Annotated in this window: 24 protein-coding genes; 5 read left to right on the top strand and 19 right to left on the bottom strand. The window is 61.1% G+C overall.

Annotated elements, in window-relative coordinates; all coding sequences use genetic code 11:
* Window positions 1-51: 51 nt before the first annotated feature.
* Entirely contained in the window at window positions 52-1,671 is a 1,620-nt protein-coding gene (locus QP922_RS00355) for an ATP-binding cassette domain-containing protein (protein ID WP_284807298.1), read from the top strand.
* Window positions 1,672-1,685: 14 nt separating this feature from the next.
* On the opposite strand, the gene QP922_RS00350 is transcribed toward QP922_RS00355, so the two are convergent.
* From QP922_RS00350 to QP922_RS00310, 9 genes are all read right to left on the bottom strand, one after another.
* Window positions 1,686-3,053, bottom strand: coding sequence for a protoporphyrinogen oxidase (locus tag QP922_RS00350; protein ID WP_284807297.1), 1,368 nt, complete (start codon window positions 3,051-3,053; stop codon window positions 1,686-1,688).
* A complete protein-coding gene (gene hemE, locus QP922_RS00345; protein WP_284807296.1) occupies window positions 3,054-4,094 on the bottom strand; it encodes a uroporphyrinogen decarboxylase in 1,041 nt (346 codons plus the stop codon).
* 38 nt (window positions 4,095-4,132) lie between these two features.
* Window positions 4,133-4,630, bottom strand: coding sequence for a tellurium resistance protein TerC (locus tag QP922_RS00340; protein WP_070669582.1), 498 nt, complete (start codon window positions 4,628-4,630; stop codon window positions 4,133-4,135).
* Window positions 4,627-5,313 carry a hypothetical protein gene (locus QP922_RS00335; protein ID WP_284807295.1) on the bottom strand — a complete coding sequence of 229 codons (687 nt, stop codon included), beginning with the start codon at window positions 5,311-5,313 and terminating at the stop codon, window positions 4,627-4,629. The genes QP922_RS00340 and QP922_RS00335 overlap by 4 nt, the downstream gene beginning before the upstream one ends.
* A 22-nt stretch (window positions 5,314-5,335) precedes the next feature.
* On the bottom strand, window positions 5,336-6,313 hold the full coding sequence (gene hemB, locus QP922_RS00330; RefSeq protein WP_284807294.1) for a porphobilinogen synthase: 978 nt from the start codon (window positions 6,311-6,313) through the stop codon (window positions 5,336-5,338).
* 63 nt (window positions 6,314-6,376) lie between these two features.
* A complete protein-coding gene (locus QP922_RS00325; RefSeq protein WP_284807292.1) occupies window positions 6,377-8,065 on the bottom strand; it encodes a bifunctional uroporphyrinogen-III C-methyltransferase/uroporphyrinogen-III synthase in 1,689 nt (562 codons plus the stop codon).
* A 162-nt stretch (window positions 8,066-8,227) separates the two neighbouring features.
* Entirely contained in the window at window positions 8,228-9,115 is an 888-nt protein-coding gene (gene hemC, locus QP922_RS00320; protein ID WP_284807290.1) for a hydroxymethylbilane synthase, read from the bottom strand.
* Complete coding sequence (locus QP922_RS00315) at window positions 9,116-10,489, bottom strand: glutamyl-tRNA reductase (protein ID WP_284807289.1); 1,374 nt, start codon at window positions 10,487-10,489, stop codon at window positions 9,116-9,118.
* Between the two features lie 102 nt (window positions 10,490-10,591).
* The gene (locus tag QP922_RS00310) at window positions 10,592-10,831 is read right to left on the bottom strand and encodes a glutaredoxin family protein (RefSeq protein ID WP_284807288.1); all 240 of its coding nucleotides are present in this window, start codon (window positions 10,829-10,831) and stop codon (window positions 10,592-10,594) included.
* 109 nt (window positions 10,832-10,940) lie between these two features.
* Between QP922_RS00310 and QP922_RS00305 the strand changes: the two genes are divergently transcribed.
* Entirely contained in the window at window positions 10,941-11,960 is a 1,020-nt protein-coding gene (locus QP922_RS00305) for an HAD-IB family hydrolase (RefSeq protein WP_284807287.1), read from the top strand.
* Here the strand turns inward: QP922_RS00305 and QP922_RS00300 are convergent.
* Entirely contained in the window at window positions 11,957-12,535 is a 579-nt protein-coding gene (locus tag QP922_RS00300) for an LURP-one-related/scramblase family protein (protein ID WP_284807285.1), read from the bottom strand. The two genes, QP922_RS00305 and QP922_RS00300, sit on opposite strands and share 4 nt — an antisense overlap.
* A 210-nt stretch (window positions 12,536-12,745) precedes the next feature.
* Here QP922_RS00300 and QP922_RS00295 point away from each other — a divergent pair, with 210 nt between their 5' ends.
* Window positions 12,746-14,059, top strand: coding sequence for an HNH endonuclease signature motif containing protein (locus QP922_RS00295; protein ID WP_284807284.1), 1,314 nt, complete (start codon window positions 12,746-12,748; stop codon window positions 14,057-14,059).
* A 92-nt stretch (window positions 14,060-14,151) separates the two neighbouring features.
* Here the strand turns inward: QP922_RS00295 and QP922_RS00290 are convergent, their stop codons facing one another.
* The 5 genes from QP922_RS00290 to QP922_RS00270 all read right to left on the bottom strand — a co-directional run bounded on the left by QP922_RS00290 (window position 14,152) and on the right by QP922_RS00270 (window position 17,392).
* A complete protein-coding gene (locus QP922_RS00290) occupies window positions 14,152-14,253 on the bottom strand; it encodes a 30S ribosomal protein bS22 (protein ID WP_003855542.1) in 102 nt (33 codons plus the stop codon).
* A 240-nt stretch (window positions 14,254-14,493) separates the two neighbouring features.
* Window positions 14,494-14,682 (bottom strand): helix-turn-helix domain-containing protein, encoded by a 189-nt coding sequence (locus QP922_RS00285; protein ID WP_010189818.1) that lies wholly within the window; start codon window positions 14,680-14,682, stop codon window positions 14,494-14,496.
* A 200-nt stretch (window positions 14,683-14,882) separates the two neighbouring features.
* Entirely contained in the window at window positions 14,883-15,674 is a 792-nt protein-coding gene (proC, locus tag QP922_RS00280) for a pyrroline-5-carboxylate reductase (protein ID WP_284807283.1), read from the bottom strand.
* Between the two features lie 32 nt (window positions 15,675-15,706).
* The gene (locus QP922_RS00275) at window positions 15,707-16,453 is read right to left on the bottom strand and encodes an Rv0497 family membrane protein (RefSeq protein WP_284807281.1); all 747 of its coding nucleotides are present in this window, start codon (window positions 16,451-16,453) and stop codon (window positions 15,707-15,709) included.
* A gap of 9 nt (window positions 16,454-16,462) precedes the next feature.
* Window positions 16,463-17,392 (bottom strand): Ppx/GppA family phosphatase, encoded by a 930-nt coding sequence (locus QP922_RS00270; RefSeq protein WP_284807280.1) that lies wholly within the window; start codon window positions 17,390-17,392, stop codon window positions 16,463-16,465.
* 33 nt (window positions 17,393-17,425) lie between these two features.
* Between QP922_RS00270 and QP922_RS00265 the strand changes: the two genes are divergently transcribed.
* The gene (locus tag QP922_RS00265) at window positions 17,426-18,307 is read left to right on the top strand and encodes a DUF3109 family protein (protein WP_284807279.1); all 882 of its coding nucleotides are present in this window, start codon (window positions 17,426-17,428) and stop codon (window positions 18,305-18,307) included.
* Here the strand turns inward: QP922_RS00265 and QP922_RS00260 are convergent.
* From QP922_RS00260 to mshA, 4 genes are all read right to left on the bottom strand, one after another.
* A complete protein-coding gene (locus tag QP922_RS00260) occupies window positions 18,304-19,002 on the bottom strand; it encodes a response regulator transcription factor (RefSeq protein ID WP_039673479.1) in 699 nt (232 codons plus the stop codon). The two genes, QP922_RS00265 and QP922_RS00260, sit on opposite strands and share 4 nt — an antisense overlap.
* Window positions 18,999-20,258 carry a sensor histidine kinase gene (locus QP922_RS00255; protein WP_210388121.1) on the bottom strand — a complete coding sequence of 420 codons (1,260 nt, stop codon included), beginning with the start codon at window positions 20,256-20,258 and terminating at the stop codon, window positions 18,999-19,001. The genes QP922_RS00260 and QP922_RS00255 overlap by 4 nt, the downstream gene beginning before the upstream one ends.
* Before the next feature lie 76 nt (window positions 20,259-20,334).
* Entirely contained in the window at window positions 20,335-21,084 is a 750-nt protein-coding gene (locus QP922_RS00250) for a phosphoglyceromutase (protein ID WP_284807276.1), read from the bottom strand.
* A 43-nt stretch (window positions 21,085-21,127) separates the two neighbouring features.
* The gene (mshA, locus tag QP922_RS00245) at window positions 21,128-22,393 is read right to left on the bottom strand and encodes a D-inositol-3-phosphate glycosyltransferase (protein WP_284807274.1); all 1,266 of its coding nucleotides are present in this window, start codon (window positions 22,391-22,393) and stop codon (window positions 21,128-21,130) included.
* A 76-nt stretch (window positions 22,394-22,469) separates the two neighbouring features.
* On the opposite strand from mshA, the gene QP922_RS00240 reads away from it, so the two are divergent.
* On the top strand, window positions 22,470-24,182 hold the full coding sequence (locus QP922_RS00240; RefSeq protein ID WP_284807273.1) for a long-chain-fatty-acid--CoA ligase: 1,713 nt from the start codon (window positions 22,470-22,472) through the stop codon (window positions 24,180-24,182).
* The last annotated feature ends 81 nt before the right edge of the window (window positions 24,183-24,263 follow it).

The following is a 24,263-nucleotide window of genomic DNA, read 5'->3' as shown; positions in this document are numbered from 1 at the left end:
CTAATTCGACGTCACACTTTTTACGCGACTTACTCGAAGGTGGATTTCTTCATGCCTATTTCTTTTTCTCATCTCACCGTCACCTGGCCCGACGGCACCCCTTGTTTCACGGACGTCACCGGTACGTTTTCCTCCCACTTCACGGGCTTGGTCGGAGCGAATGGCTCCGGAAAATCAACGCTAGCCAAGGTCCTTGCAGGCCTTATTGCCCCGAGTTCGGGAACGGTATCCGCGGGTTCAGTCAGCTATGTCGACCAGGATTTAGGCCTCCATACGTCTAGCACCATCGCCGATGTCTTTGGCGCGACCGAAGTCCTCAACGCCATTGCCCGCATTGAGGCTGGCGAATACTCGGAAGAGCTCGCCGCCGCTGTTGGTGAGCAGTGGGATTTAGCAGAACGCATCGAAGCTGCTCTCGACGCCGCGGGTATCCCCTTCCCGCTAGATCGCACTATCGGCACATTGTCTGGCGGTGAAGCCGTGACCGTGGCGCTGACCGCCGCTTTCTTCCACAAGCCGGATTTCCTGATCCTCGACGAGCCCACCAATAACCTGGACTCCGAATCTCGCAAACGCTTACTCGAGCTCATTCGCACCGCGCCGATGCCGGTTCTCGTCGTCTCACACGACCGCGAGCTCCTCGAGCACGCGGATAGCATCGCGGAGCTCTACCACGGAGCACTTCGCGAGTTCGAGGGAAACTACTCCTCCTACCGCGCAGCGATTGATGCCGAGCAAGATTCCGCGCAGGCCAAGGTACGAGAAACCAAGGCCGAACACCGCAAACAAATCCGCGAGCGCGCTGCCATGCAGACCCGCATCGCACGCGATGCCCGCCGCGGCAAGAACTTCGCTGCCTCGAAGCGCAAACCCGGCATGGCCATGGGCATGGACAAGAACCGTTCCGAACGCACGGCCGCTGGACGCTCTCAACAGGCCAACGATGCAGTGACTGCCGCCCAGTCGGCGCACGACAAGGCACAGCGCGCGCTTCGCGACGACACCCATGTCCACATCGACCTCCCCGGCACTGAGCTGCCCGCGGGCACCCGCGTGCTGGTGAGCGAACTGCTGAGTATTACTGGCCCCGAGCGTGTTCGCCTCGCCGGGCCCAACGGCAGCGGCAAGACCACCTTCCTCAACCGCGTCGCCCGCGGCGACGTCGAGTATGCGCTGCCCTGCGGATACATCCGCCAGCGCATCGTCTTGCCTCCGGAAAAGTCGGTGCTCGACATCGTGCGGGAGGCCAACCCCAACGCGGACCCGCAGTTCCTGCGCGACCAGCTGGCCCAAATGCTCTTTATCAACGACAAGATCCACCAACCCGTGGGACAGCTTTCTGGTGGCGAGCGCTTCCGCGTCGAAATAGCCCGCGTCCTACTCAGCGATCCAGCTCCGCGCTTTCTGCTTCTCGACGAACCAACCAACAACCTCGATATCCCCACCACCGACTGGCTGGTTGAGGTGCTCACGAGCTATCGCGGAGCATTCATCCTGGTCAGCCACGATGAGCACGTGTGCGAGCAGCTCAATCTCACAGCGACCGTTTCCATGGATGCCTACAACTCGCTCTGCGAAACGGAGTACCTTCTGCGTTCCCCTCGCAACGCACAACGTCTGTGTGACTCCATCGACAAGCTGAAGGCATCTGACAAAAGGCATCAGCCATAAGGAGGAACGGCGAACTAACTGACAAGCGCCTGCGCAGCGGCGCGGGCATCAGCAATGACGGCGGGCACGCCCACACCGCCTGCCCAGGCGCCGGTGGCGGCGATGCCGGGGACGTCGGCAAGCGAGTCGCGGACAGCAGCGAGCGTAGACAGGTACTTCTCGTCGTAGCGAGGGATGCCGCCGAACCAGCGCTGCGTGTAGATTTCTTCCACGCCGGCAGCACGCCCGTCGAAGCCCGTGATCTTCTGCAGGTCATCGAGGGCATAGTCCACCAGGTCGTCCTCTTCCGCACGGACGAGGGCATCGTCACCAAAGCGTCCGAAGGACGCACGCACGAGGAAGCCTTCGCGTTCACCCAGGTGCGGCCACTTGTTAGAAGAGAGTGTGAAGGCTTTAGCGCGCAGATCCGGTTCGTCGGAGGCGATGAGGATGCCGGTGGCGTCGGGAAGCGCGTTGCCCTCTGGGTCCGTGGCGGAAGCGAAGTTGAAACCGATGACCACAGAAGAGGCAAGCTGAATCGTGGATAGGTGCTCGGCAGCCTCAGGGGCCACAGCTTTAATGAGGCGTGCGGTCGTTGGAGCTGGGGTGGCAAAGAGCACGCGGTCGAAGGGTCCGATATCCCCCGGAGCACCCTTAACTTCAAAGCTATCGCCCTTGCGGGTGACACCAGAAATGAACGTATCGAGGTGAATCTGCGCGCCGGATTTCTCAGCCAAGGCTTCGTAGAGCTCGGCATAGCCGCCCTTGAACGTGCCAAAGACGGAGCCTTCAGCCGGGCTGCGGCCGGATTCGATTTGCTTAATCGCAGCAGACAACGTCACCGGGCCGTCCTCAGCCAGCGTGTCCAACGCAGCCGCCAGGTGCGGGAGGGTAGCACGCAGGCCTAGGTCATCGGCAACGCAGGAGTACACGCCGCCGAGGAGTGCGGACACCACGTGGTCGACGACGTCGTCACCGTACTGCTGGCGCACGAGCTTACCGACGGACACATCCCCACCAATTTCCCACTCAAACGGCTTCTCGTTGATGATGCGCTCATTGGTGGCGGCAGAGAAGAAGTCCTGCGGTTCGGAGGGAATGCCCATGACCCCGCCCTGCGGGAGGAAGTGCAGCTCGCCGCCGGTATAGACGCGCGGGCGCAGCTCGGCATTGGGCTCCACGATGGACTCGTGCAGGCCCAGCTCGGTAAAGAAATCGACGGCATCCTGTCGGCGGCGGACAAAGGCTTCCGCACCCATGTCAGTCGGCCCACCATTAAACGGCACGGTGTGCAGTTTTCCACCGATGCGGTCGGCTGCCTCAAAAACGTAGACTTCGTGGGAACGCAGCTCCCAGGCTGCGGTGAGTCCTGCTAGTCCAGCACCGATGATCGCGATCTTCATTTAGCCCTCCTCGTGGATGATGGCGACGGCGCGGGTGATGGCGTCGGCGTCGGTAGTCGGCAGAACCCCGTGGCCGAGGTTCCAGATGTGTCCCTTTATGTCGCCGCGAGCACGTGCGGTGTCGACTTCAGTTTTGATGGTACGCACGGCCTGGCGCACGGCGTCGTCGCCAGCAAAAAGCAGGGCCGGGTCGAGGTTGCCCTGCAGGATATCTGCGTTGACGCGGGCAGCGGCAGCATCCATACTCACGCGGTAGTCCACGCCCATGACCTCGGAACCGGCCCCCGACATCGCTCCGAGCAATTCGCCCGTGCCCACGCCGAAGTGGATACGCGGCACGCGGCCCTCCGCAGCCTTGAGGATCTGCGTGGAATACGGCAAGACGAACTCGCGGTAGTCGCGCTCATTGAGGTAGCCCGCCCACGAATCGAAGAGCTGCATGGCGTCAATGCCGGCATCGAGCTGTAGCTCCAAGAACGCGATGATGGTCGGCGTGAGGCGCTCCATGAGACGGTGCCAGGTGTCCGGGTCAGAGTGCATCAGCGCCTTGGTTCGCTCATGGTTCTTCGAGGGCCCACCTTCAATGAGGTAGCTAGCCAGGGTAAAAGGCGCGCCAACGAAACCGATAAGAGCCTGTTTGTCGGTGAGCTCATTCAGGATGATCTCGATGCCCTGGCGGACCTCGGGCACGTCGACGTCGAGAACCGGCAGGTTAGCCACGTCCTCCTTGGTGCGCACCGGGGCATCCATAACGGGGCCGCGACCAGGGACGATTTCTACGCCCACGCCCGCTGCCTTGAGCGGGACGACGATATCGCTGAAGAGAATGGCGCCATCAACGTCGTGGCGGCGCACCGGCTGCAGGGTAATCTCCGCCAGCAGCTCCGGCATGAGGCAGGAATCCAACATGCTGATTCCTTCGCGCACCTTGCGGTATTCCGGCAAGGAACGACCCGCCTGGCGCATGAACCAGACGGGCGGGCGGGACGGGGTACGGCCGGAAGCGGCCTCAATAAGCGGCGCGGCAGACAGACGAGACATACCGTCCATTATGAATCAAAAGTTGGAGCCGACGCTAATCACGACCGCTCAGCGCGGCGGGCCTTGATGAAGGCCGTGGACTCCGGGTGGAAGAGGAAGTAAATCCCTACCATGAGCACCAGAGGAACAATCAGCAACGCCATCCCGCCCACACCGGCGATGAGCGCAGCCACGCTGACGAACATGGCATAGACCGACACCGCCGTGATGATACGGCGAGCCCATACCCAGCCGCTAGCCAATTGCGCAGAGCAGGCCGCGATAACCACCGCGCTGACGATATGAGAGATGGCGGCAAAGCGGGTATTGAAGCGGATATAGTCCACCTGCTCCATGCTCAAGTCCGGGTTGTTGATCCGGGAATAGGAACCAAACAGGCCCACCATTCCAGCGGTAAGCATAAAGATCGCGCCGACTACGAAAATCCAGTAAGCAATGCGCAGCTGAGAGGGCCATGCGGAATAGTCCTGGTCGCCCTTCTTCTTTTTCCGGCGGGGGCTGCGGTTATAGTCCGCGGGGCCTGGGCGATCGGTCATGGGCGGTCGTCCTTTGAATTCTTCTTGTCGGTGTTCTTATCTTTGTCTTTATCGCGCTGCGCCTGGTTATCCAAGCGGCGTTGCTCTTCCATTTCCTTGCGCATCTGGCGCATCTGCTCCATCTCGCCGGTGTATTCCAGAACCTCTTCCTTGGTGGAGAAGATAAGGCCCATGATGGCGGCGACACCAACGAGAATCTGTACGGCGCCATCGATCACAAACAGCCAATCCGGCACGTTCGCCCCAGCTGGGCTACTGAAGAAGACGATGAGCACCCGGAAACCAAAATAGAGCGAGAAGGCAAACCAAAGGCGCCGACCAGTACCGGCGGCCTTAGTGTTGCTGTTGATCATCCACAGCATGATGCCCAGCAACACCACGATGGCCAGGGAAATCAGCGAGCTCAGCACCAGCGAGCCGTAGCCCACAATCTGGACGAAAGAATCCGTCATCTCCTGTCCGGAGCGCTCCGCGGCTGACTCCGCAGTGCTGCGGGCCTGAGCGAAAAGCTCATCTCGGTTGAGCAGCGTCAGAGTAATGCTCAGGACGAGGTGCACGGCTTCGAGTATCAGCGCAACGGTCCACACCTTGAGCATGAGGGAAACGGCTTCGGTGCGCTTGTGGTTCTTGGCGGCCTTGTCCTGCGACTTTTCAGACGGCGCGGTATTCGGGCTGAGCGTCACGACTCTCCTTGAAGCGGTCAGATTATGCGAGCAGGCGGGCAGCGTCCGTGGCGAAGTACGTCAGAATCTGATCCGCACCAGCGCGCTTGAACGCGGTCAAGGACTCCAGCATAACGGCCTCGCCGTCAATCCACCCGTTCTGGGAGGCCGCCTGAATCATCGCGTACTCACCGGACACCTGGTAAACAGCCACCGGAACGGAGGAACGCTCGACAGCACCGGCCAGCACATCGAGGTACGGCAGGCCCGGCTTCACCATGACGATGTCCGCGCCTTCTTCGATGTCGAGGTCCACTTCCAACATGGACTCGCGGTAATTGCGCGGATCCTGCTGGTATGTGCGGCGATCGCCCTCCAGGGACGAGCCCACAGCGTCGCGGAAAGGCCCAAAGAAGGCCGATGCATACTTGGCCGAGTAGGCCATGATGGCCACATCTTCATGGCCAGCGTCATCGAGAACGTCGCGGATGGCGGCTATCTGGCCATCCATCATTCCGGAGGGGCTGACCATGTGTGCGCCGGCGCGGGCCTGGGAGCGAGCCATGTCTTGGTAGAGCTCCACGGTTTCGTCGTTAAGCACGCGACCCTGGTCATCGAGCACACCGCAGTGCCCGTGAGAAGTGAATTCATCCAGGCAGGTATCCGCCATGACGATGAGGTCATCGCCGAATTCCCGGCGCAGCTCCGCAATAGCTACGTTGAGGATTCCCTGCGGGTCCCAGGCCACGGAGCCGGTCGCATCCTTGTCCTCCTCGCGCGGCACACCGAAAAGGTCAACGCAGGTCACACCCGCATCAAGAGCATCGTGTGCGGCGCGCTTGAGGGAATCCACGGTGTGTTGCTGCACGCCTGGCATGGACGGGATATCGCGGGGCGCATCCAGCCCGTCGACGACAAACATCGGAAGGATGAGGTCGGAAGGACGCAGCGACGTTTCCGCAACCAGGTTCCGGAGGGCCGGGGTCTGACGCAGACGACGGGGGCGGCGAACAATGCTCATGAGTAGGAACTCTCCTTCGAGCTTCGAGACAATCTATACCTTCCCCGACTCTAGTCGCCCCTACTAGGACCGCCCAGACGTGGTCGAGGCAGACTTCTTCCGAGAGCGGCGCTTCTTGCGCGGAGCAGGCAAATTGCCGGCAGCACGAAGGGCGGCGACGTGGTCTGCGAGGGCGTCGACAAGCATCGGCACATCGGCGATCTCCGGGACGACGTCTACACGCAGGCCCACCTCCTCGGCCGCAGCCTTGGTGGAGGGCCCAATGCACGCGATAATGGTGCGCGCATGCGGCTTGCCTGCGATGCCCACAAGGTTGCGCACCGTGGACGGCGAAGTAAAGGCCACAGCGTCGAAGCCACCGGACTTGATCATGTCACGGATTTCCGCCGCCGGCGGGGCCGCACGTACGGTGCGGTAGGCCACGACATCATCGACTTCCCAGCCCAAGTCCAACAGACCATCAACCAGCACATCACCAGCGATGTCGGCACGTGGCAGCAGCACGCGGCCCACCGCATCGATGTCCTCCACGTAGGTGGGGAAGACCTCTACGAGGCCTTCCGCGTTCTGCTTCGTGGGCTTCGGCATGACCTCCGGGATCATGCCTTTCGCACGAATGGCATCGGCAGTCTTCTGCCCCACCGCAGCAAGGTGCACGCCGGCGAAATCGCGGGCATCGAGTCCCAGCTCCGCAATCTTGTCCCACACCGCGCTCACCGCGTTGACAGAGGTGAAGACGATCCACTTGTAGCGGCCCTCCACGATGCCCTTAATAGCGCGGTCCATCTGCGCCGGGTTGCGCGGCGGCTCCACAGAAATAGTGGGCACCGACTGTGGGATAGCGCCGTGACCTGCCAGGCGAGCGCTCATCGCCGCCGCCTGCTCCTTCGTGCGCGGCACCAGCACGCGCCAGCCGTACAGGGAACGGTTTTCCCACCACGAGTACTTCGAGCGATCATCAAAGCTGCGGCCCAAGGTCACCACGAGCACGCCCGGCAACTCCGCATCGAGCTTGCCCAAAGTACCCAGAGTCGTCTCATGGGTACGCTGCAGGCGCGTCGTGCCATGCACGGTGACATATGCCTCGGTCTCGGCGGGCATACCGCGCTCCACCAGCTCGCGAGAAATCACCGGCAAGTCATCAGCAGTGGCCTGCAGAACGAGCGGCTGCGTCGCGGATGCCAACTCGTCCCAGTCAGCGCCTTCCGTAATATCGGCCTCGGTATACGTCGCGCCCAGAGCAATACCCGCAAAGGACGGCACCGTCGACGGCAGGGACATGCCCGGCACCACCTGAAACTCCATGCCGGCATTCGCCACGGCAGAAATCTCCGCCTTAATGGACTCACGGTTGAGCGGATTACCCGTGACGAGACGAATCACGTCGCGGCCCTCAGCGCGCTCAAGCGCTGCACGCAGTTGCTTGACGACGTCCCCCTCAGGTTCCTCAAACACCGCCGCCGTTGGCGGTGCTGGACGTGGCGGCTTACGACGAGCTCCTGCCTCCTTGGCAGCAGCGCAGATGCGCTCGTACTCTTCCTCAGCGGCGTCGAGAAGCTCTTGCGGCACCGGTACCTGCAGGGCGACCATCTCACGCACGCCGGAGGAAACTTCAGCATCCGTCACAGCGATAGCAGACGTTTCCAGAACCTCGCGGGCGCGGACAGTCAGCAGATCAGGGTTGCCAGGGCCGGCGCCGACGAAAACAACTTTGCCCACTTCAGCCTGGGTATCCGGCACGGCATTGCTCATAAGGTTCTTTTCTAGTTTGTGGATTCCGGGGGATTCCTGCGCCGCTCACCACGGCGGGAGAGTAAAGCCCACCCTTGAATTGCGGTTTAAGGGGGGCTGAATCATTGGCGTCAATGATTGTGTGCTAGATACACACTAAAGGAAAAGGTCCGAAACCAAAAATTAGTTAGCAAGCAGCTCCGCAGCTCCCTGCGCGAAGAGGTCCTCAGACACCGCGCGGCCCAGTGCCTGCGCATCCTCAGCCTTGCCTTGTGCCTGGGCAATGAGCTGGCGGGAACCATCAAGGGCAAAGACACCACCGCGTATGACGAGCTCTTCGCCTTCCCAATGGGAGGTCGCCGCGACTGGGGCGGTGCAGCCAGCCTCAAGCTCGGAAAGCACGGTGCGTTCGGCGCGGGTGGCGGCGGTAGCGGAGACGTCGGCAAGCAGTGCAATGGCCTGCGCAGCCTCCGTTCCCTTCACTGCCTCGATTGCGAGCGCTCCCTGCGCTGGGGCGGGCATGAAGAACTCCGGGTCGAAAACTTCGGTGGCGCGGTCGGCATAGCCCGCGCGCACAAGACCGGCGTAGGCCAAGAGCACGGCATCAAGCTCACCGCTGGTCACCTTGCCCATGCGGGTATCAATGTTGCCGCGCAGCGGACGAATGTCCAGGTCCGGGCGCAGTGCCCTGAGCTGGCTGATACGGCGCGGAGCAGAAGTTCCCACGCGCGCACCTTCCGGCAGCTCCTTCAGCGTGAGACCATCGCGGGCGATGAGCGCCTCGCGCATGTCCTGGCGCTGCGGGACGACGAGGTCAAAGCGGTCGTCGGCAGCCGTGGGCAGGTCCTTGAAAGAATGCACGGCAATCTCACACTCGCCATTCGCCACGGCTTCACGCAAGGCCTGCGTAAACACACCCACACCGATGCGCTCGACGGGCGCCATGTTGACATCACCCGGCGTGGTCACAATGTGCAGTTCGGCCTCGTAGCCAGCTTCTGTGAGCCAGTCCCGTACGTGACCCGCCTGCGTGGTGGCGAGCAGGGAACCTCGGGTACCGATCTTCAACATTTATGCGTCCTCTTCTTTATTCTTTTCTGCGGCTTTCATCTGCGTGGCATCCGGTAGCTCCGTCATGTCCACGGCCACGCCGCTGCCTTCGAGGTGCAACCCGAAGAGTTCCTGAAGTGCGGTTTCGTGGCTGACCGTACCGGAGCTGGCGGCCAGCTGCTTCGCGCGGACCGTGGGCTCATGGAGGAGTTTGTCCGCCACGCGTTTGAGCGCGCGGTTCACGTCCCCCATCTGGCGCTCATCCAGCTCTGGGTGCTTCTGCTCTAAACGTGCGATTTCGCACTGCACGAGGTTGGCGGCTCGCTGCCGCAGTGCCGACACCGCCGGTACGACATCACGCACGCGTTGGGCGGAGGCATAGGCCTCCAGTTCCTCGCTGACAATGCGCCGCGCCTGGACATGCGGGCTGGTGCCAGCAGCGATGTCGGTATCAGCGGCATCGAGGGATTTGCTCAGGCGCTCAATATTGACCAGATCAACCCCTTCGACCTCAGCCGTGGCATCATCGATATCGCGTGGCAGGGACAAGTCCACGAGCATCAGTTCACGGTTGGCAACGTGGTAGCGCTCAACGTCGGCAGCCGTAATAGTGAAATCTTGTGCACCGGTGGCGGAAATGGCCATGTCGACGCTTCGGAGTTCTTGAGCACGGTCGGCAAACTCGATGACATCCGCATACACACCCGCATCGTGCGCATGCTGGGCGACGCGCTGCGCACGCGCAAGCGTCCGGTTCGCAATGACCAGCTGCGCGCCAAGTCGACCCGCATGCGTAGCCGCGAGTGACGCCATTGCGCCCGCACCCAGGATGAGTACACGAGCACCATCCAGCCGCTCCCGCCCCATGCGGCTCAAAGCTTGGTCAAAAGCGAAGGACACCATGGACGCGCCGGCCTCATCGATGGCCGTCTCCGAATGCACGCGTTTGCCGGTGCGCAGTGCCGACTGCGCCAAGGCATGGATACGTGGACCAGCAGTGCCCTGTTCCGTGGCGGATTGGTAGGCGGCGCGAACTTGGCCAATAATTTGCTGCTCGCCTACCACCATCGAATCTAGCCCGGAGGTCACCGTCATGAGGTGCTCAGCAGCGGCATCGGCATAGCGAACGTACAGATATGTACGCAGCTCTTCCTCGTCCACCCCGGACACCTCGGCCACAGTGCGAACGACGTCTTGGACGCCCGTATGGAAGGAATTAGTAACCGTATAGACCTCCATGCGGTTACATGTGGAGATGATCATCGCCTCGGAGAGTGAATCCGCCTGAATCAGGGTCTGGCAGGCATTGTTTTGCACGGCGTCGTCCATGCTCAGCTTTTCCAGCAGCGCCACCGGCGCCGACTGATGCGACATGCCCACGACGAGCACACTCATGCACTACCCTCCAGTTCTTCATCATCCCTTTGGATGACACAAATCAACCAAAAGACTACTAGCCTCAAGCTCTTTTCTGAAACTCACCAGAACTGCCGGACATTAATCCGCCAACGCCTGCGCCAGCTCTTCATTGTCGACTTCCCAGCAGGAAAACTCTTCGCCGTCGATGACGACGACGGGCACGCGATCACCATATTCCATGGCCAGCTCGGGGTCCTCATCCACCACACGCACGATAAGCTCGTCCCCCGCCTGCTGAACCACAGGGGTGATTTGTTCGCGCACGCGCTCACACGACCCGCACGTGGTGCGCACCATGAGCTCAACAGTGTGAGACATAAAAAGGGGCTCCTTAGTGAGACTCAAAACTTTTCGCGGTTTACTATGGACACGTTAGCCTGCCCACCCGTTGAAAGCTGAACGCGTGCCCCTCCCCCTTCCACCCGGTATGCCCGACTCCCCCCGCGAGTTCCTTGCCAACTGGACCGCGAGTAGGGGTAACCTCCGCAATTTCTTGGAGCAGCAGGCTTTTGCCCCGCTCGGTGAAGAGCACCAGCGTGCGGCAGGTGAGGCGTCGGCAGCCGCGGCGGTGGAACAGCTCTTCGGCATCGACCTAGATTCCTTTTCCTCCGGCGTGGATTCTGTCCAAGGATCCTTCGAGTCCGCAGGCTCGCGCTCCATCACGCAGCCGGACCCCGACATCCCCCAAGACCTTGGCGCCGCGGCCTTCTTCGATGTGGACAACACGCTGGTGCAGGGCTCCTCATTGGTCTCCTTCGCCTTGGGTCTGGCACGACGACGCTACTTTTCGCTCTCTGAAATCCTGCCTATCGCGTGGAAGCAGCTGAAGTTTCGGGTCTCCGGTTCAGAAAACTCCGAGGACGTAGCGGCCGGGCGCGTGCAGGCCCTCGAGTTTGTTAAGGGCCGCTCGGTCGCGGAGATGGTTGCGCTGTGTGAAGAAATCGTGGACCAGTCGATGGCCGAAAAGGCCTACCCCGGAACAAAGCAACTGGCACAGATGCATCTGGACGCCGGCCAACAGGTCTGGCTCGTCACCGCTACCCCGGTTCAGCTGGCGCAGATTTTGGCGCAGCGTTTCGGATTTACGGGCGCCCTCGGCACCGTGGCGGAAGTCAAGGACGGCCGCTTCACCGGACGCCTCGTGGGCGATATCCTCCACGGTCCCGGCAAGATGCATGCGGTAGCCGCCTTGGCCACGCTGGAGAATCTCGACTTGGAACGCTGCACGGCTTACTCCGACAGCGCCAACGACGTCCCTATGCTCTCCATGGTGGGCACGCCGGTTGCCATCAACCCCGATTCAAAGTTGCGCGATATTGCGGAAGAGAAAGGCTGGCTCATCCGTGATTACCGTTCCGTCCGCAAAGCCGTGCGCACCTACGGCATCCCGGCACTCGTCACTGCGCTGTTCTCCTATGGCGGCTGGCGCATTGCCCATCGCCACTAGCTGCTCTGCTGTGCCTTCGTGCGCAGCATATCCATGCACATCACCGCACCGATGAGACCTGCATGCCGTTGTGGGTCTAGCCCTGCCGCGATGCTGAGACGGTAGGTATTCTTCCCTGAAAGGAAGTTGCCGACGCCCGCCCACTCGTTGGTCACCTGCGCCAGCGGCTGCCCCTGACTGCTAATGGTGATATTCCAATCCCAAATATCGCCCGTAATCTCAATCTCCGGGAAGCCCTCCATCTCCATGGTCAGGCGCGTCTTAAACATGGCGAACCGCTTGGTCACCACCGCCATGGGGTGCTCGATACCCGGCAAGTACACCTCATAGGTATCCCGCACGAAGTTCGGCGGATCCTTGATCAGCATAAGCGGCTGCTGCGGGTTGCCCTGATCGTCCGTGAAGGCCACCTCCAAGCTGCGGGAGGAGTTGAAGAACATGTCCTTCAGGCTTCCGGACTGCACAATCGTGCCGACGGGCACGCCCTGCTCATCCGCGATAAGAAATTGATCCTGCAGGAAAGACTTCGTCTGCGAGATAACGAGGGTGTCGAGCGTCAAAATTCGGGGCAACATAGTTCGCCATCATACGCACGTGCGCAGGGCGATGGGCACTCACGGATAGCACTCCCCACTCTTCCGAAAATATAGACTTAATACCACTCTCCAAAACTGCCATAATTGCAGGTAGAAATAGATGTCCGAGGCGTATTATAGGCTTCTCTTAGAACGTTCGTTCGTATCCACTTTAAAGCCTATATTCTTCAAGAATCCGGAGAAGTTACCGTGACAACCACTACTACTACCGCCTACTTTTCCCACATGAACCCGGACTGCGCCCTCGCTATGGAGCGCAGTGCTGCGCGCCGCGCCGATTATCGCTCCTGGAAAGCTGCCATGCCGCCGCTCGATGAGGATTTCGATGTGGCGTGCCAGAGGCTCGTCGCCAAGCTCGGGCTCGGCCCACACACCATCACCGAATGTTGCCTCGCCGTGCACCGGCTTAATGGGCTTCCGCAGGTCAAAGCGATGCAGGAAGACCTCTTCCTGCTCGATATGCGCGCCCTCATCGCCATCGACTTCACCTTGACCAAACTGGGTGAAATACCCCAGGAGACGCTCGCGCTTATCGACGCCTCCTTGGCCGACTACTTCATCCCCACCGCCCCCAACCAGACTTTTCCTACGCCTCCACAGATTGGCCGCAAAGTGCGCGATATCTGCAAAAGCATCGATAAAACGATTTCTTTCCGCGATACGCGGAAGAAGGATTCCTACTCCATGACGGACAATGGTGAGCGCGCCAACCTGGAGCTCAACACGGATAGCGCCACGGGCATCATCCTGGACAAATACATCAAGGAGGCCGCGAAAGAGAACGGGGTCTCCACAGCTGATGCCCTAAAGAAGCTCATCGCCGGCAGCATCACACCGCCGTCGACGGTCATTTTGCACACGTATCAGGCCACCGATATTGAGAACGCGCCAACACTCGTGCAAGGCTATGGCTGGACGTCTCAAGAGATGCCCACGACCCGCACTCGTGACTTGTCCTCGGAGCCGGAAGCCTCAGATAGCTATGTTGCCTCGGAGCTCATCCGCAAATACGTCGAGGGGCGCGACGGCACATGCCGTGCTCTTGGCTGCAACCGGCCGGCCCACCTGTGCCAGATGGACCACCGCGTCAACTACGCCGACGGCGGCCCCACTCACCCGAGCAATCTCGCCTCACTCTGCCAGCACCATCACAACATGAAGACCGATGGCCGCGCGCATTACATCATGGACCCCATCACCGGGGATATCGTATGGCTTTTCGAGGACGGAACCTGGGCCATGACGGAGCCCACCGGCCCGCTGGCGAACAAGACCAAGCGCTGGGCCCAAACCGTGGCCCAGAAGATCACTGCCATCCGTCAGCGCGCTCACGAACAAGCACAGGCGCTCAAGAAGGAACTAGCGCCGAAGCAGCCGCCAAGGCTGCGGCGGAAGCCCAAGCTCCCAGCACTCCCCCAGAGGATATCCCGTTCTAAACCTCGCCGTCGTCTAGCTCGACGGCGCCCACCCGGCAGCCACTACAGAAAGGACCCCATCCCATGACCCCTCCGTCGTCTGAGACGACGAGAAGCCCAGATAGCAGAAACTCCCCGGCACAATCACGAAGGACTATGCGGGGAGCTACGAGCCAAGCTTTACTTGCCCAGCTTGCGACGCTGAACGCGGGTGCGGCGCAGCATCTTGCGGTGCTTCTTCTTGGACATGCGCTTGCGGCGCTTCTTGATGACAGAACCCATAACAGGTTTCCTCACTTTCGGTATCAGTACGTACGTAAACCGGCCGGCGACGCTTGGAATGAAACCGCACGGTGCACTCGATGCGGCCCCGCAAAACGGGGAGACACAGGCGTACCAATGCCGACACGAATGCCCACCATCTTACCTAGCGCTCTTCCCAGCACCAAAACTAAGGGCAGCGCCCACCGCCATGGACCGTAGGAGTCCACAGGGGTGGGCGCTGTCAGAGAGAGATGAACGCTAGGCTCCGTACACGGATGCCTCAAGGTATTCCTTGACGGCGGATTCATGAACGCGGAACGAACGTCCCACGCGCACTGCCGGCATGTCACCTGCGTGAACCAACCTGTACACCGTCATCTTGGAGACACGCATGATCTCCGCAACTTCGGCGATGGTCAGGAAAGTTCCCTTATCTTCATTCGTCATAGTTTATTTAACCCTTCAGCACGTGACGCGCTGTAGGCTTCCCCTCCCACAGGACTATCACGCACGCGCTCCTGCAAGCTTAGCGTGAAACCTGTGACTAATGCGACCCAAGTGCCAATTTTTTCCACATTCGCACCGTTGTTCCCCAGAAACTCGCCGCACAACAATCGTCACACCATTCCCATGGAAGGAGGGGAAATCTAGGCTAGCTCCTGCGCACGCTGGGCACATGCCTCCGCTGCGCGGAAGAAAGCACCCCGAATACCGGACTCTTCAAGCTCGCGGAGGGCCGCCGCAGTGGTTCCCCCCGGGGAGGTCACCCCCGCGCGAAGAGCAACGGGATCCTTCCCAGATTCCGTCATCATGGTGCCTGCGCCCTGGGCGGTGCGGGTGGCCAGCTTTTCGGCGACGTCACGGGTAAGGCCGAGCTGCACGCCGGCGTCGATAAGCGCCTCTGTGACAAGGAAGTAGTAGGCAGGCGCGGAGCCAGCCAGGGCGGTCGCGGCGTCGATGTGCTTCTCGTCGATGACAGCGACCTCACCGACGGCTTCAAGCAGCTTGACCACACCCCCGAGCTGCTCTTCACTCACGTGCTGACCGCCCGCACACGTGCACATGCCCTTGCCGACAAGCATGGGGGTGTTGGGCATCACGCGGACGACCGGCACGCCGTCGCCAGCGGCCTTCTCGAGAGTGTCGAGGGTCAAGCCCGCAGCCATGGACACCACGACGGCGTCCTGGGAAATATCGAGACCGTCGAGCAACTCGACGATGGCATAGGGCTTCACACACGCGAAGATGTACTCGGCACCTTCGATGGCTTGCGCGTTATCACTGGTGACGGTCACTCCATAGGTGCCGTGCAGTTCCTCGCCGCGCTCTGAACGGCGGTTGGTCACCACGATGTCCGCAGCGTCGTAGCCTGCGCTCACCAGCCCGGAAACTAGGGCCTCGCCGATTTGTCCTCCACCAAGTACTGCAATTTTAGTCATGATCCCAGGGTGCCAGAAACCCTGGGTCACGGCTACATCACAACGAGCAGCGGGCCGAAGGTAAGCACGAGGCCTGCTACGGCCGCGAGGAACATGGACAGGCCATCACGGCTGGTGCGCAGAGCGTGGACGATACCGACGATGACGCCGGTAACGACAACGCCGAGCACCACGACGACGAGGCGGTCGAAACGGTCCCAGAGGATTTCGAAGCCCTTGAACACGATGGCGCCCAGCACGATGCCCACGAGGGCGAGCACGACGACGGCGAAGGGGTTGAGCTTCTCTTCCTCGTAGTCCTCGTCATACTCGTCGTATTCTTCGACGTCATGGTCGACGGCCTCGAGTTCGCCCGTGGTCGTGGTTTCGTCCTCAACCTTTTCTTCGACCTTGTCCTCAGACTTCTTCTCAGGTGCGTCCTTGACGCGCTGAATGACGCGGGTGTCCTCGGTGGAGGGCTGGGAGCGTTTAGGCTCAGAATCGGTCTTGTCCGGCCGCTCCACGCGTACGGCATCTGCCTGCGGCTCGGGTTCAGTCTTCTCGGCGTCCTTCTGCGGAGCAGGAATGACTGGCGCAGTCTCATCGATAGAGACGTTGGAGTGCTTCGCTTCGGCCGGGGTTGCCTTCACCTTCTCGAGGTTGCCGGTCAGCTCCGCGACGGAGATGCCGCCTTCCTCAAGGCTGCGGCGACGGCGGCGCGAACTCTTCTCTCCACCGGAGCGATCCTTCTGGTTGCGGGCCAGCAGCTCCGCAACTGTCAACTGTTTCTCGTCAGCCACGTTTCTTTCCTATTCCAGTCCCTTATCGGTACGGCGCAAAATGACACCTTCACGGAGAGCCCAGGGGCAGATCTCCAGCTTCTCGATTCCCAGGGCACGCATGCTCGCCTCGGCCACAAGAGCGCCCGCGACGATTTGGTGCGATCGGGTAGAACTTACACCCTCAAGGTCTGCCCTGTCAGCTGCAGTCATGCGAGAGATGAAAGAAATGAGCTGACGCAGACCCGGTGCGGTGAGGGTGCGCTTCACATATGGACCCGCCGACGACGGCGCAGCACCGGTAAGTCGGGCCAGCGTACGGAAGGTTTTTGAGGTTCCAACACCCAAGCCAGAGGGGCCCAGGGCGCGCATCTGATCAGCAACGCTGACCAACTCCGCATCAATATAGTCACGGAGGAGGTTCACCTTGGATTTTTCCGGCGGATCGGTGTCGAACCAATTGTGAGTCAGACGGCCAGCACCAAGGTCGAGGGAGAAAGCCAGCTCTGGATGCTCGTCGGTACCGGTGGACAGCTCAAGGGAACCACCGCCGATGTCAAGGTTGGTGATGCGACCCGCGGACCAGCCATACCAGCGGCGCACTGCCAAGAAGGTCAGGCGGGCTTCTTCTTCACCAGAAAGAATTTCTAGGCGGACGCCGGTGTTCTTTTCCACTTCATCGAGAACCTCAGCCGAGTTCGCAGCTGAACGCACCGCAGAGGTGGCAAAAGCCATAAGCTCATCGCACCCCAGCTTCTGGCTCAGCTCATTGGCTTCACCCACAGCAGAAATAAGCTTTTTCAAGCCCTTCTCGTGGATGTTGCCCTTTTTGTCGAGCTGTTCCACTAGACGCAGGGGCGTCTTCCAGTCGCTCATCGGGGTGGGCCGGCCACCGGTTGCGGCATCGACCGCAACGAGGTGGACGGTATTACTTCCGACGTCTAATACACCTAATCGCACACCCCCACAGTAGTAGGTCTACCGTGGGTAGGTGTGAATCGCCCGAAATCAAACGAGGTTTACCTGGGTTTTCCCACCTCCTCCCCCGCCGCCAAGTCCATCCTTGCAGGCCGCGAAAAGGCCCCTGACTTCCCACGAGAGTGGTTTGAGTTCACCGATCCCAAGGACCCCTTGCACGTCTACTCGATCGATCTCACGTGGCTCGAGTCGCATTACGAGTGCCAGTTTGGGACCGAGAGGTGCCACGGCATCGATAAGCAACAGCGCGACGTTGGGTGCTGTGTGCATGGCGCCTACATGGCCGATGAAATCGACCGCGACCAGCTTGCCGACGCCGTGGCGCGCATGCCCGCACGTTTCTGGCAGCACCGCCCAGAGGACGTCGACGAGTACCTCAAAAACGGTCAGCCCGAAGAACTGGAACCGTGGTTGGAATGGGATGAGCTCGACGGTGACGATGGCGAACCCGAGCCGGCGTTGAAGACGCCGCTTGTCGACGGCGCCTGTATCTTCGCCAACCGCGAAGGCTGGCCCACGGGCCCTGGCTGCGCCATCCATCAGTGGGCGCTCGACGCGGGTGAGGAGCTCACCGTGGTCAAACCTGAAGTGTGCTGGCAGGTGCCAATTCGCCGCCACGAGGATTACGAGGGGCGCCCTGATGGCGAGGAGATTCTGCGCACCACCATCGGCGAATATGACCGCCGCGGGTGGGGCAATGGCGGCGAAGATTTTGATTGGTGGTGCTCAGCAGCCCCGTCCTGCCACACGGCACAGGAACCGCTGTGGAAGTCTCAAAAGACTGAGCTCATCGCGCTGTTAGGCGAAGACTGCTATGAGATTCTGGCCCGGCACTGCGAAGCGCGGGCACGCTCCGGGGTAGAGTTTCCGCGCCACCCGGCGGATCCTCGAGCTTAGGCCTCGAACTTGTAGCCCAAGCCGCGCACGGTGACGAGGTGCTTCGGGTGGGACGGTTCCGACTCAATCTTGGAGCGGAGGCGCTTGACGTGAACGTCGAGCGTCTTGGTGTCACCGACGTAATCTGCGCCCCAAATGCGGTCAATGAGCTGACCGCGGGTAAGCACACGGCCAGCATTGCGCAGGAGGTACTCAAGGAGATCGAACTCTTTGAGCGGCATCGACACCGGTTGTCCGGCAACTAGCACGGTGTGGCGTTCCACGTCCATGCGCACGCGGCCGCCCTCCAGAATCTGGTTGTGCGGCTCCTCTTCGCCGCCTTCCGAGGACACCTCGTGGCCGCGGCGCAGCACCGCACGGATACGGGCGATGAGCTCGCGGGAGGAATAAGGCTTGGTCACGTAATCGTCGGCGCCGAGCTCAAGGCCAACCACCTTGTCGATTTCCGAGTCACGCGCGGTGACCATAATGACCGGCACAGAGGAGGTAGCGCGCAGCTGCTTGCACACGTCCGTGCCAGACATGCCCGGCAACATCAGATCCAGCAAGACGATGTCCACGGTGTTGGCTGCGAACTGTTCCAAGGCACTGGGCCCGTCGGGGGCTAGGAGAACATCGAAACCTTCTTTGCGAAGGAGGAATGCAAGGGGATCTGCAAGCGACTCTTCATCTTCAACGATGAGGATGGTGGTCATTGCGATTTATCCTTTCGACGAGCGGCTACGCGCGCAACTGCACGCTGCAGGCCAGGAGCGGCGGAGCTGACGGCCCCGTCTTCTTTATTATCCTTATTATCTACAGTATCCGCTGGCTTTTCTTCGGTGTAGATAGGGAGCTCGATTGTGAACGTCGAGCCAGTTCCCGGCCGGGACCACAGCTTGATATTGCCGCCATGGTTGGCCACGACGTGCTTAACAATGGCCAGGCCCAGTCCAGTTCCACCGGTTTGGCGGGAGCGCGCCTTATCCACGCGGAAGAAGCGCTCAAATACGCGCTCCTGGTCTTCTGGGGCGATGCCTATGCCACGGTCGGTGACGCGGACAAGGACAACGTTTCCACTGACCACTTTTTGGGTAACCGACACCGGCATCTCATCTGGTGAGTAGTGGATAGCGTTGGAAATGAGGTTCGAAATAGCGGTAACCAACAGGGATTTATCGCCCATTACCTGCACACCGACGGATTCGCCGCGGGTGAGCTGGTTATTGTGTGCGTCGGCAGCCAGCTGGTTGCGTGTCATGGCCTCGTCGACGATCTCATCGAGGTCAACCGGCTCCATCTCCGGGAGGGCTTCCGCACCCTGCAGCTTGGACAAAGAGATGAGCTCGTTGACCATATCCGCCATTCGGGCAGCTTCCTTCTGAACCTTGCTACCGAAGTACTCCACGTGTTCGGGGTCCCCGGTGTCTTGCAGGAGGGCCTCTGCCAGCAATGCGATGCCGCCGACGGGTGTCTTGAGCTCGTGGGACACGTTAGCCACAAAGTCACGGCGAGCGGATTCCATGCGGACAGATTCGGACTCGTCGGTGCCGTAGACGATGATGAAGCGGTCGTCGTTAAGCGTCAGCGGTTTGACTACCGCACGCACCTGGGTAACACGGTTGCCGGTGCGGCGCTTGGGGATGGACAAATCCAGAGTGCGGGTCTCCTTATCCTCGAAGACCTCCTGCGCCACGGACCAAATGTCCGGGTTCACGGCACGATCGTGGACCATCGACATCTCGTGTGCGGCCGGGTTGGAAAAGATGACTTCTTTAGTGCGTGAGAGCACCGTCATGCCGGATGGCGATCCACCCACCGCCAGGTGGAGAACTTGGCTCACGCTGGTGACTTGATTGGAGTCAGCGTCGCGGGCGCGGCGGCGCTCCAGTCTTTCGCGGATACGCGTGACAACCGGTATAGCAAGGCCGCAGGCCACCACACCGGCGAGGAAAGCGAGTACAAATTCCACGATGATTCACACCTCAAAAGAAATCCCCACGGAGTATAGACTCCCTGGGGATTATGCGCAGTGCGCGAGGGCGGAGTTACTTCTTGGCGCCCTGTGCAGCAACGGCGGCGGCGCCAGCAGCGGCTGCTTCCGGGTCGAGGTAGGTGCCGCCCGGGTTCACCACGGAGCCGTCCTCAGCAATCTCGTAGACCAGCGGGATGCCCGTCGGAATGTTGAGGCCAGCAATCTCCTCATCGGAGATCTGATCCAGGTGCTTGACCAGCGCACGCAGGGAGTTACCGTGTGCAGCGATGAGAACGGTCTCGCCCTTCTTGGCGCGCGGGAGGATCTCCTCCTCGAAGTAAGGAACGAAGCGCTCGACGACGTCCTTCAGGCACTCAGTACGCGGAACCTGATCCAGGTTGGCGTAGCGCGGGTCTCCAGCCTGGGAGTACTCAGCACCATCTTCGAGCTCCGGCGGCGGGGTGCCGTAGGAGCGGCGCCATGCCATAAACTGCTCCTCACCGTACTTGTCCTTGGTCTCTGCCTTGTTAAGACCCTGCAGCGCGCCGTAGTGACGCTCGTTGAGGCGCCAGTCACGCACGACCGGGATCCAGTGGCGGTCAGCCGCGTTGAGGGCGATGTTGGCGGTGCGGATAGCACGGCGTAAAAGGGAGGTGTACACAACCTCCGGCAGGATTCCCTGCTCCTTGAGTAGCTCGCCGCCGCGCTTGGCCTCGCCCTCACCCTTGGCGGTGAGGTTGACGTCTACCCAACCGGTAAATTGGTTGGACTCGTTCCATTCGGACTGTCCATGTCGAAGAAGAATCAGCTTTCCGTTACTCATAAACACCAGCATGCCACGTTTTTCGGCAGCGCGTCAGGTGGTTTTAATATCCGATTGCCCGGCGCGCATGACAGTCCGGAATCTCGATACTCATGGCATCGGCGTAGATGTTTTCGAGCTGCGTTGCGGCGGCCGCCCAGCTGAACTGCTGGGCATGATCGACGGCGGCTTCGCCCATGGCGATGCGGCGGGGGTCGTCGTCAAGCAACTGCTCCAGCGCGTCGGCCCAGTCCTCCGCCCCGTGGGAGTGCACGAGCAAACCCGTATCCCCGTCCGCCACGGCAATGGGCAGACCGCCGACGGCCGCGGCGACAACGGGTGTGCCCGATGCTTGCGCCTCCATGGCCACGAGGCCGAACGACTCGTTATAGCTCGGCACCGCCACTATATCCGCCGCCTGATAAATAGCCACTAGCTCCTGCGACGGGCGCGGGTTGAGGAAGCGCACAACGCGTTCCACGCCCAGTTCACGGGCCAGGTTGTGATAGGTGTCTGGGGAGGAATTCGCACCGGAGGCACCTCCGCAAATAATGACGCGCAGCCGGCGATCCGGATCGCGCTCCATCAGCTCCGCCGAGGCGCGGATGAGCACCTCTGGCCCCTTGAACTTCTGCAGGCGGCCAACGAAAGCCACGACCTTCGTGTGCAACGGAATACCCAGCTGGCGGCGAGCGCGCTCCGTCATGCGGTCAGTGCCCGGGGTGAAGAGCTCCGTGTCTGCACCGGGTGATACGACGACGATGTTTTCTGGTGACGCATCGTAGTGCTCCACCAAGTCGCGCGTCTCCTGCGCCGTGTTAACCACGAGGATGTCGGCGTTGTCCACCAGCTGCTGTTCACAGATGCGGCGTGCTTCGGTCTCCGGGGTGTCATCCAGCGTGCGGTGCACGTTTTTGACCGCGGCCAAGGTGTGTGCGGTATGCACCAACGGTACGTCCCACAAGTCTCGCAGCAACCAACCCACCTGCCCAGACAGCCAATAGTGGGAATGGATAACGTCATAATCCACGTTGAAGCAGCGCGCGAAGTTAAAAATGCCGCCGGTAAACGCCGCGAGCTGCGTAGGCAGCTCCTCTTTACTTAGTCCCTCGTACGGGCCAGCAACAATATTGATGACGCGCAGGCGCTCCTCGACGTCCACCACTTCCCCCTGACTCGGGCGCGTGGCGCGAGTAAAAACATCCACGGTGACGCCTAGGCGCGCAAGCTGACAGGCGGTATTGAGCACGTACACATTCATGCCACCAGCATCACCGGAACCGGGCTGCTCAAGGGGTGAAGTATGCATGGAGATCATCGCGATGCGCATAGTCACCCAGTGTATCCGGAAAGGAGCCACGTTATACTGGCTCCCAACTTCAGAGACGTGACCGAAAGGTGTAGAGATGTCGGCATTCGAGTCCAAGGCGTGGCTCCAGCACTATCCAGAATGGACCCCACACAGCTTGGAATACGGGGACACCACGCTTCTCGACGTCTACGACAACAACCTCGCCCTGCACCCCGACAAGTCCGCAACCTACTTCTTCGGCCGCACACAAACCTACGCGGAGCTGGACAAGCAGGTGCGCCGCGCAGCTGCCGGTCTGCGCGCCTTCGGCGTTCGCCCGGGCGACCGCGTCGCCATCGTGGCTCCGAACTGCCCCCAGTTCATCGCTTCTTTCTGGGCCGTGCTGAAGTTGGGCGCTATCGCTGTTCTCCACAACCCGCTGTACACCGCCCACGAGCTCGAGGGACTCTTCCAGAACCACGGCGCGCGCATCGCCATCGCGTGGGATAAGACGGCCTCCACCTTGGAAAAGCTGCGCGCCACGACGAGCCTGGAGACTGTCGTCTCCATCAACATGGTCAACGCCATGCCGACGCCGCAGCGCTTGGCCCTGCGCCTGCCCATTCCCCCACTGAAGTCCAAGCGCGATCAGCTCACCGCCCCAGCCCCGAACACTGTGCCGTGGGAGTCCCTCGTGGGCAATGCCATCGGCGGCGATGGTTCCGACGTTCTCTCCCCGGAGGAGGTCACCAAGGACACCACCGCGATCATCCTCTACACCTCGGGTACGACAGGTAAGCCTAAGGGCGCGGAGCTTACACACGGCAACCTCTTCTCCAACATTCTCATGGGCAAGCATTGGGTACCGGGCTTGGGCGATTCTCCGGAGCGCATGCTCGCTGCCCTGCCGTTCTTCCACGCCTACGGCCTAACGATGAATGTCACCTTGGCGCCGCTTATCGCCAGTGAGCTCGTCCTTCTGCCGAGCCCGCAGATGCCGCTCATTATGGACCTCATGAAGAAGCACACGCCGACCTGGGTCCCGGGCGTGCCAACGCTGTACGAGCGCATCGTGGCCAAGGCAGAGGAAGATGGAGTGTCCCTCGACGGCGTCCGCGCGGCGTTCTCCGGCGCATCTACCCTGCCGGTCAACACCGTGGAGAAGTGGGAGAAATACACCGGCGGCATGCTGGTGGAGGGCTACGGCCTCACGGAGTGTTCGCCCATCATCGTGGGTAACCCCATGAGCTCCGACCGCCGCCCCGGCTACGTGGGCATCCCCTTCCCCGATACCGAAATCCGCATTGCCAACCCGGAAAACCTCGATGAGACCATGCCGGACGGAGAAGAGGGCGAGGTCCTGGCCCGCGGCCCGCAGGTATTCAAGCGCTACTTCAACGATGAGGAAGCCACCCAGAATGCTTTCCACGGTGACTGGTTCCGCACCGGCGATATGGGTGTCATGGAAGAAGATGGCTTCATTCGCCTGGTCAGCCGCATCAAGGAAATCATCATTACCGGCGGCTTCAACGTCTACCCGGGTGAGGTTGAGGAGGTTCTGACCTCCCACCCAGACGTCGACGAGGCAGCGGTTGTGGGTCGCCCGCGCTCGGATGGCTCGGAAGACGTCGTGGCTTGTGTCATTTTGGCCGACGGTGCTGCCATGGATCCGGAAGGTCTCAAGGATTACTGCCGTGAGCGCCTGACACGCTACAAGGTTCCGCGCACCTTCTACCACTTCGAGCAGCTCGCCACGGACCAGCTGGGCAAGATTCGCCGCCGCGAGGTGCAGGAGGATCTGCTCAAGCGCCTCAAGGCTGAGAAGTAGCTGGTTTCAACCGCCCTGAACTCTTCAGACCGCCCTAACTCTGAAAAGTCGCGCCGAAAAGGCTGGCGGTTTCAAGTGGTG

Origin of the sequence: Corynebacterium sp. MSK218 (genome assembly GCF_030232655.1) — a bacterium.
Taxonomy (GTDB): domain Bacteria; phylum Actinomycetota; class Actinomycetes; order Mycobacteriales; family Mycobacteriaceae; genus Corynebacterium.
This window is presented reverse-complemented; position numbering and strand designations above follow the sequence as displayed.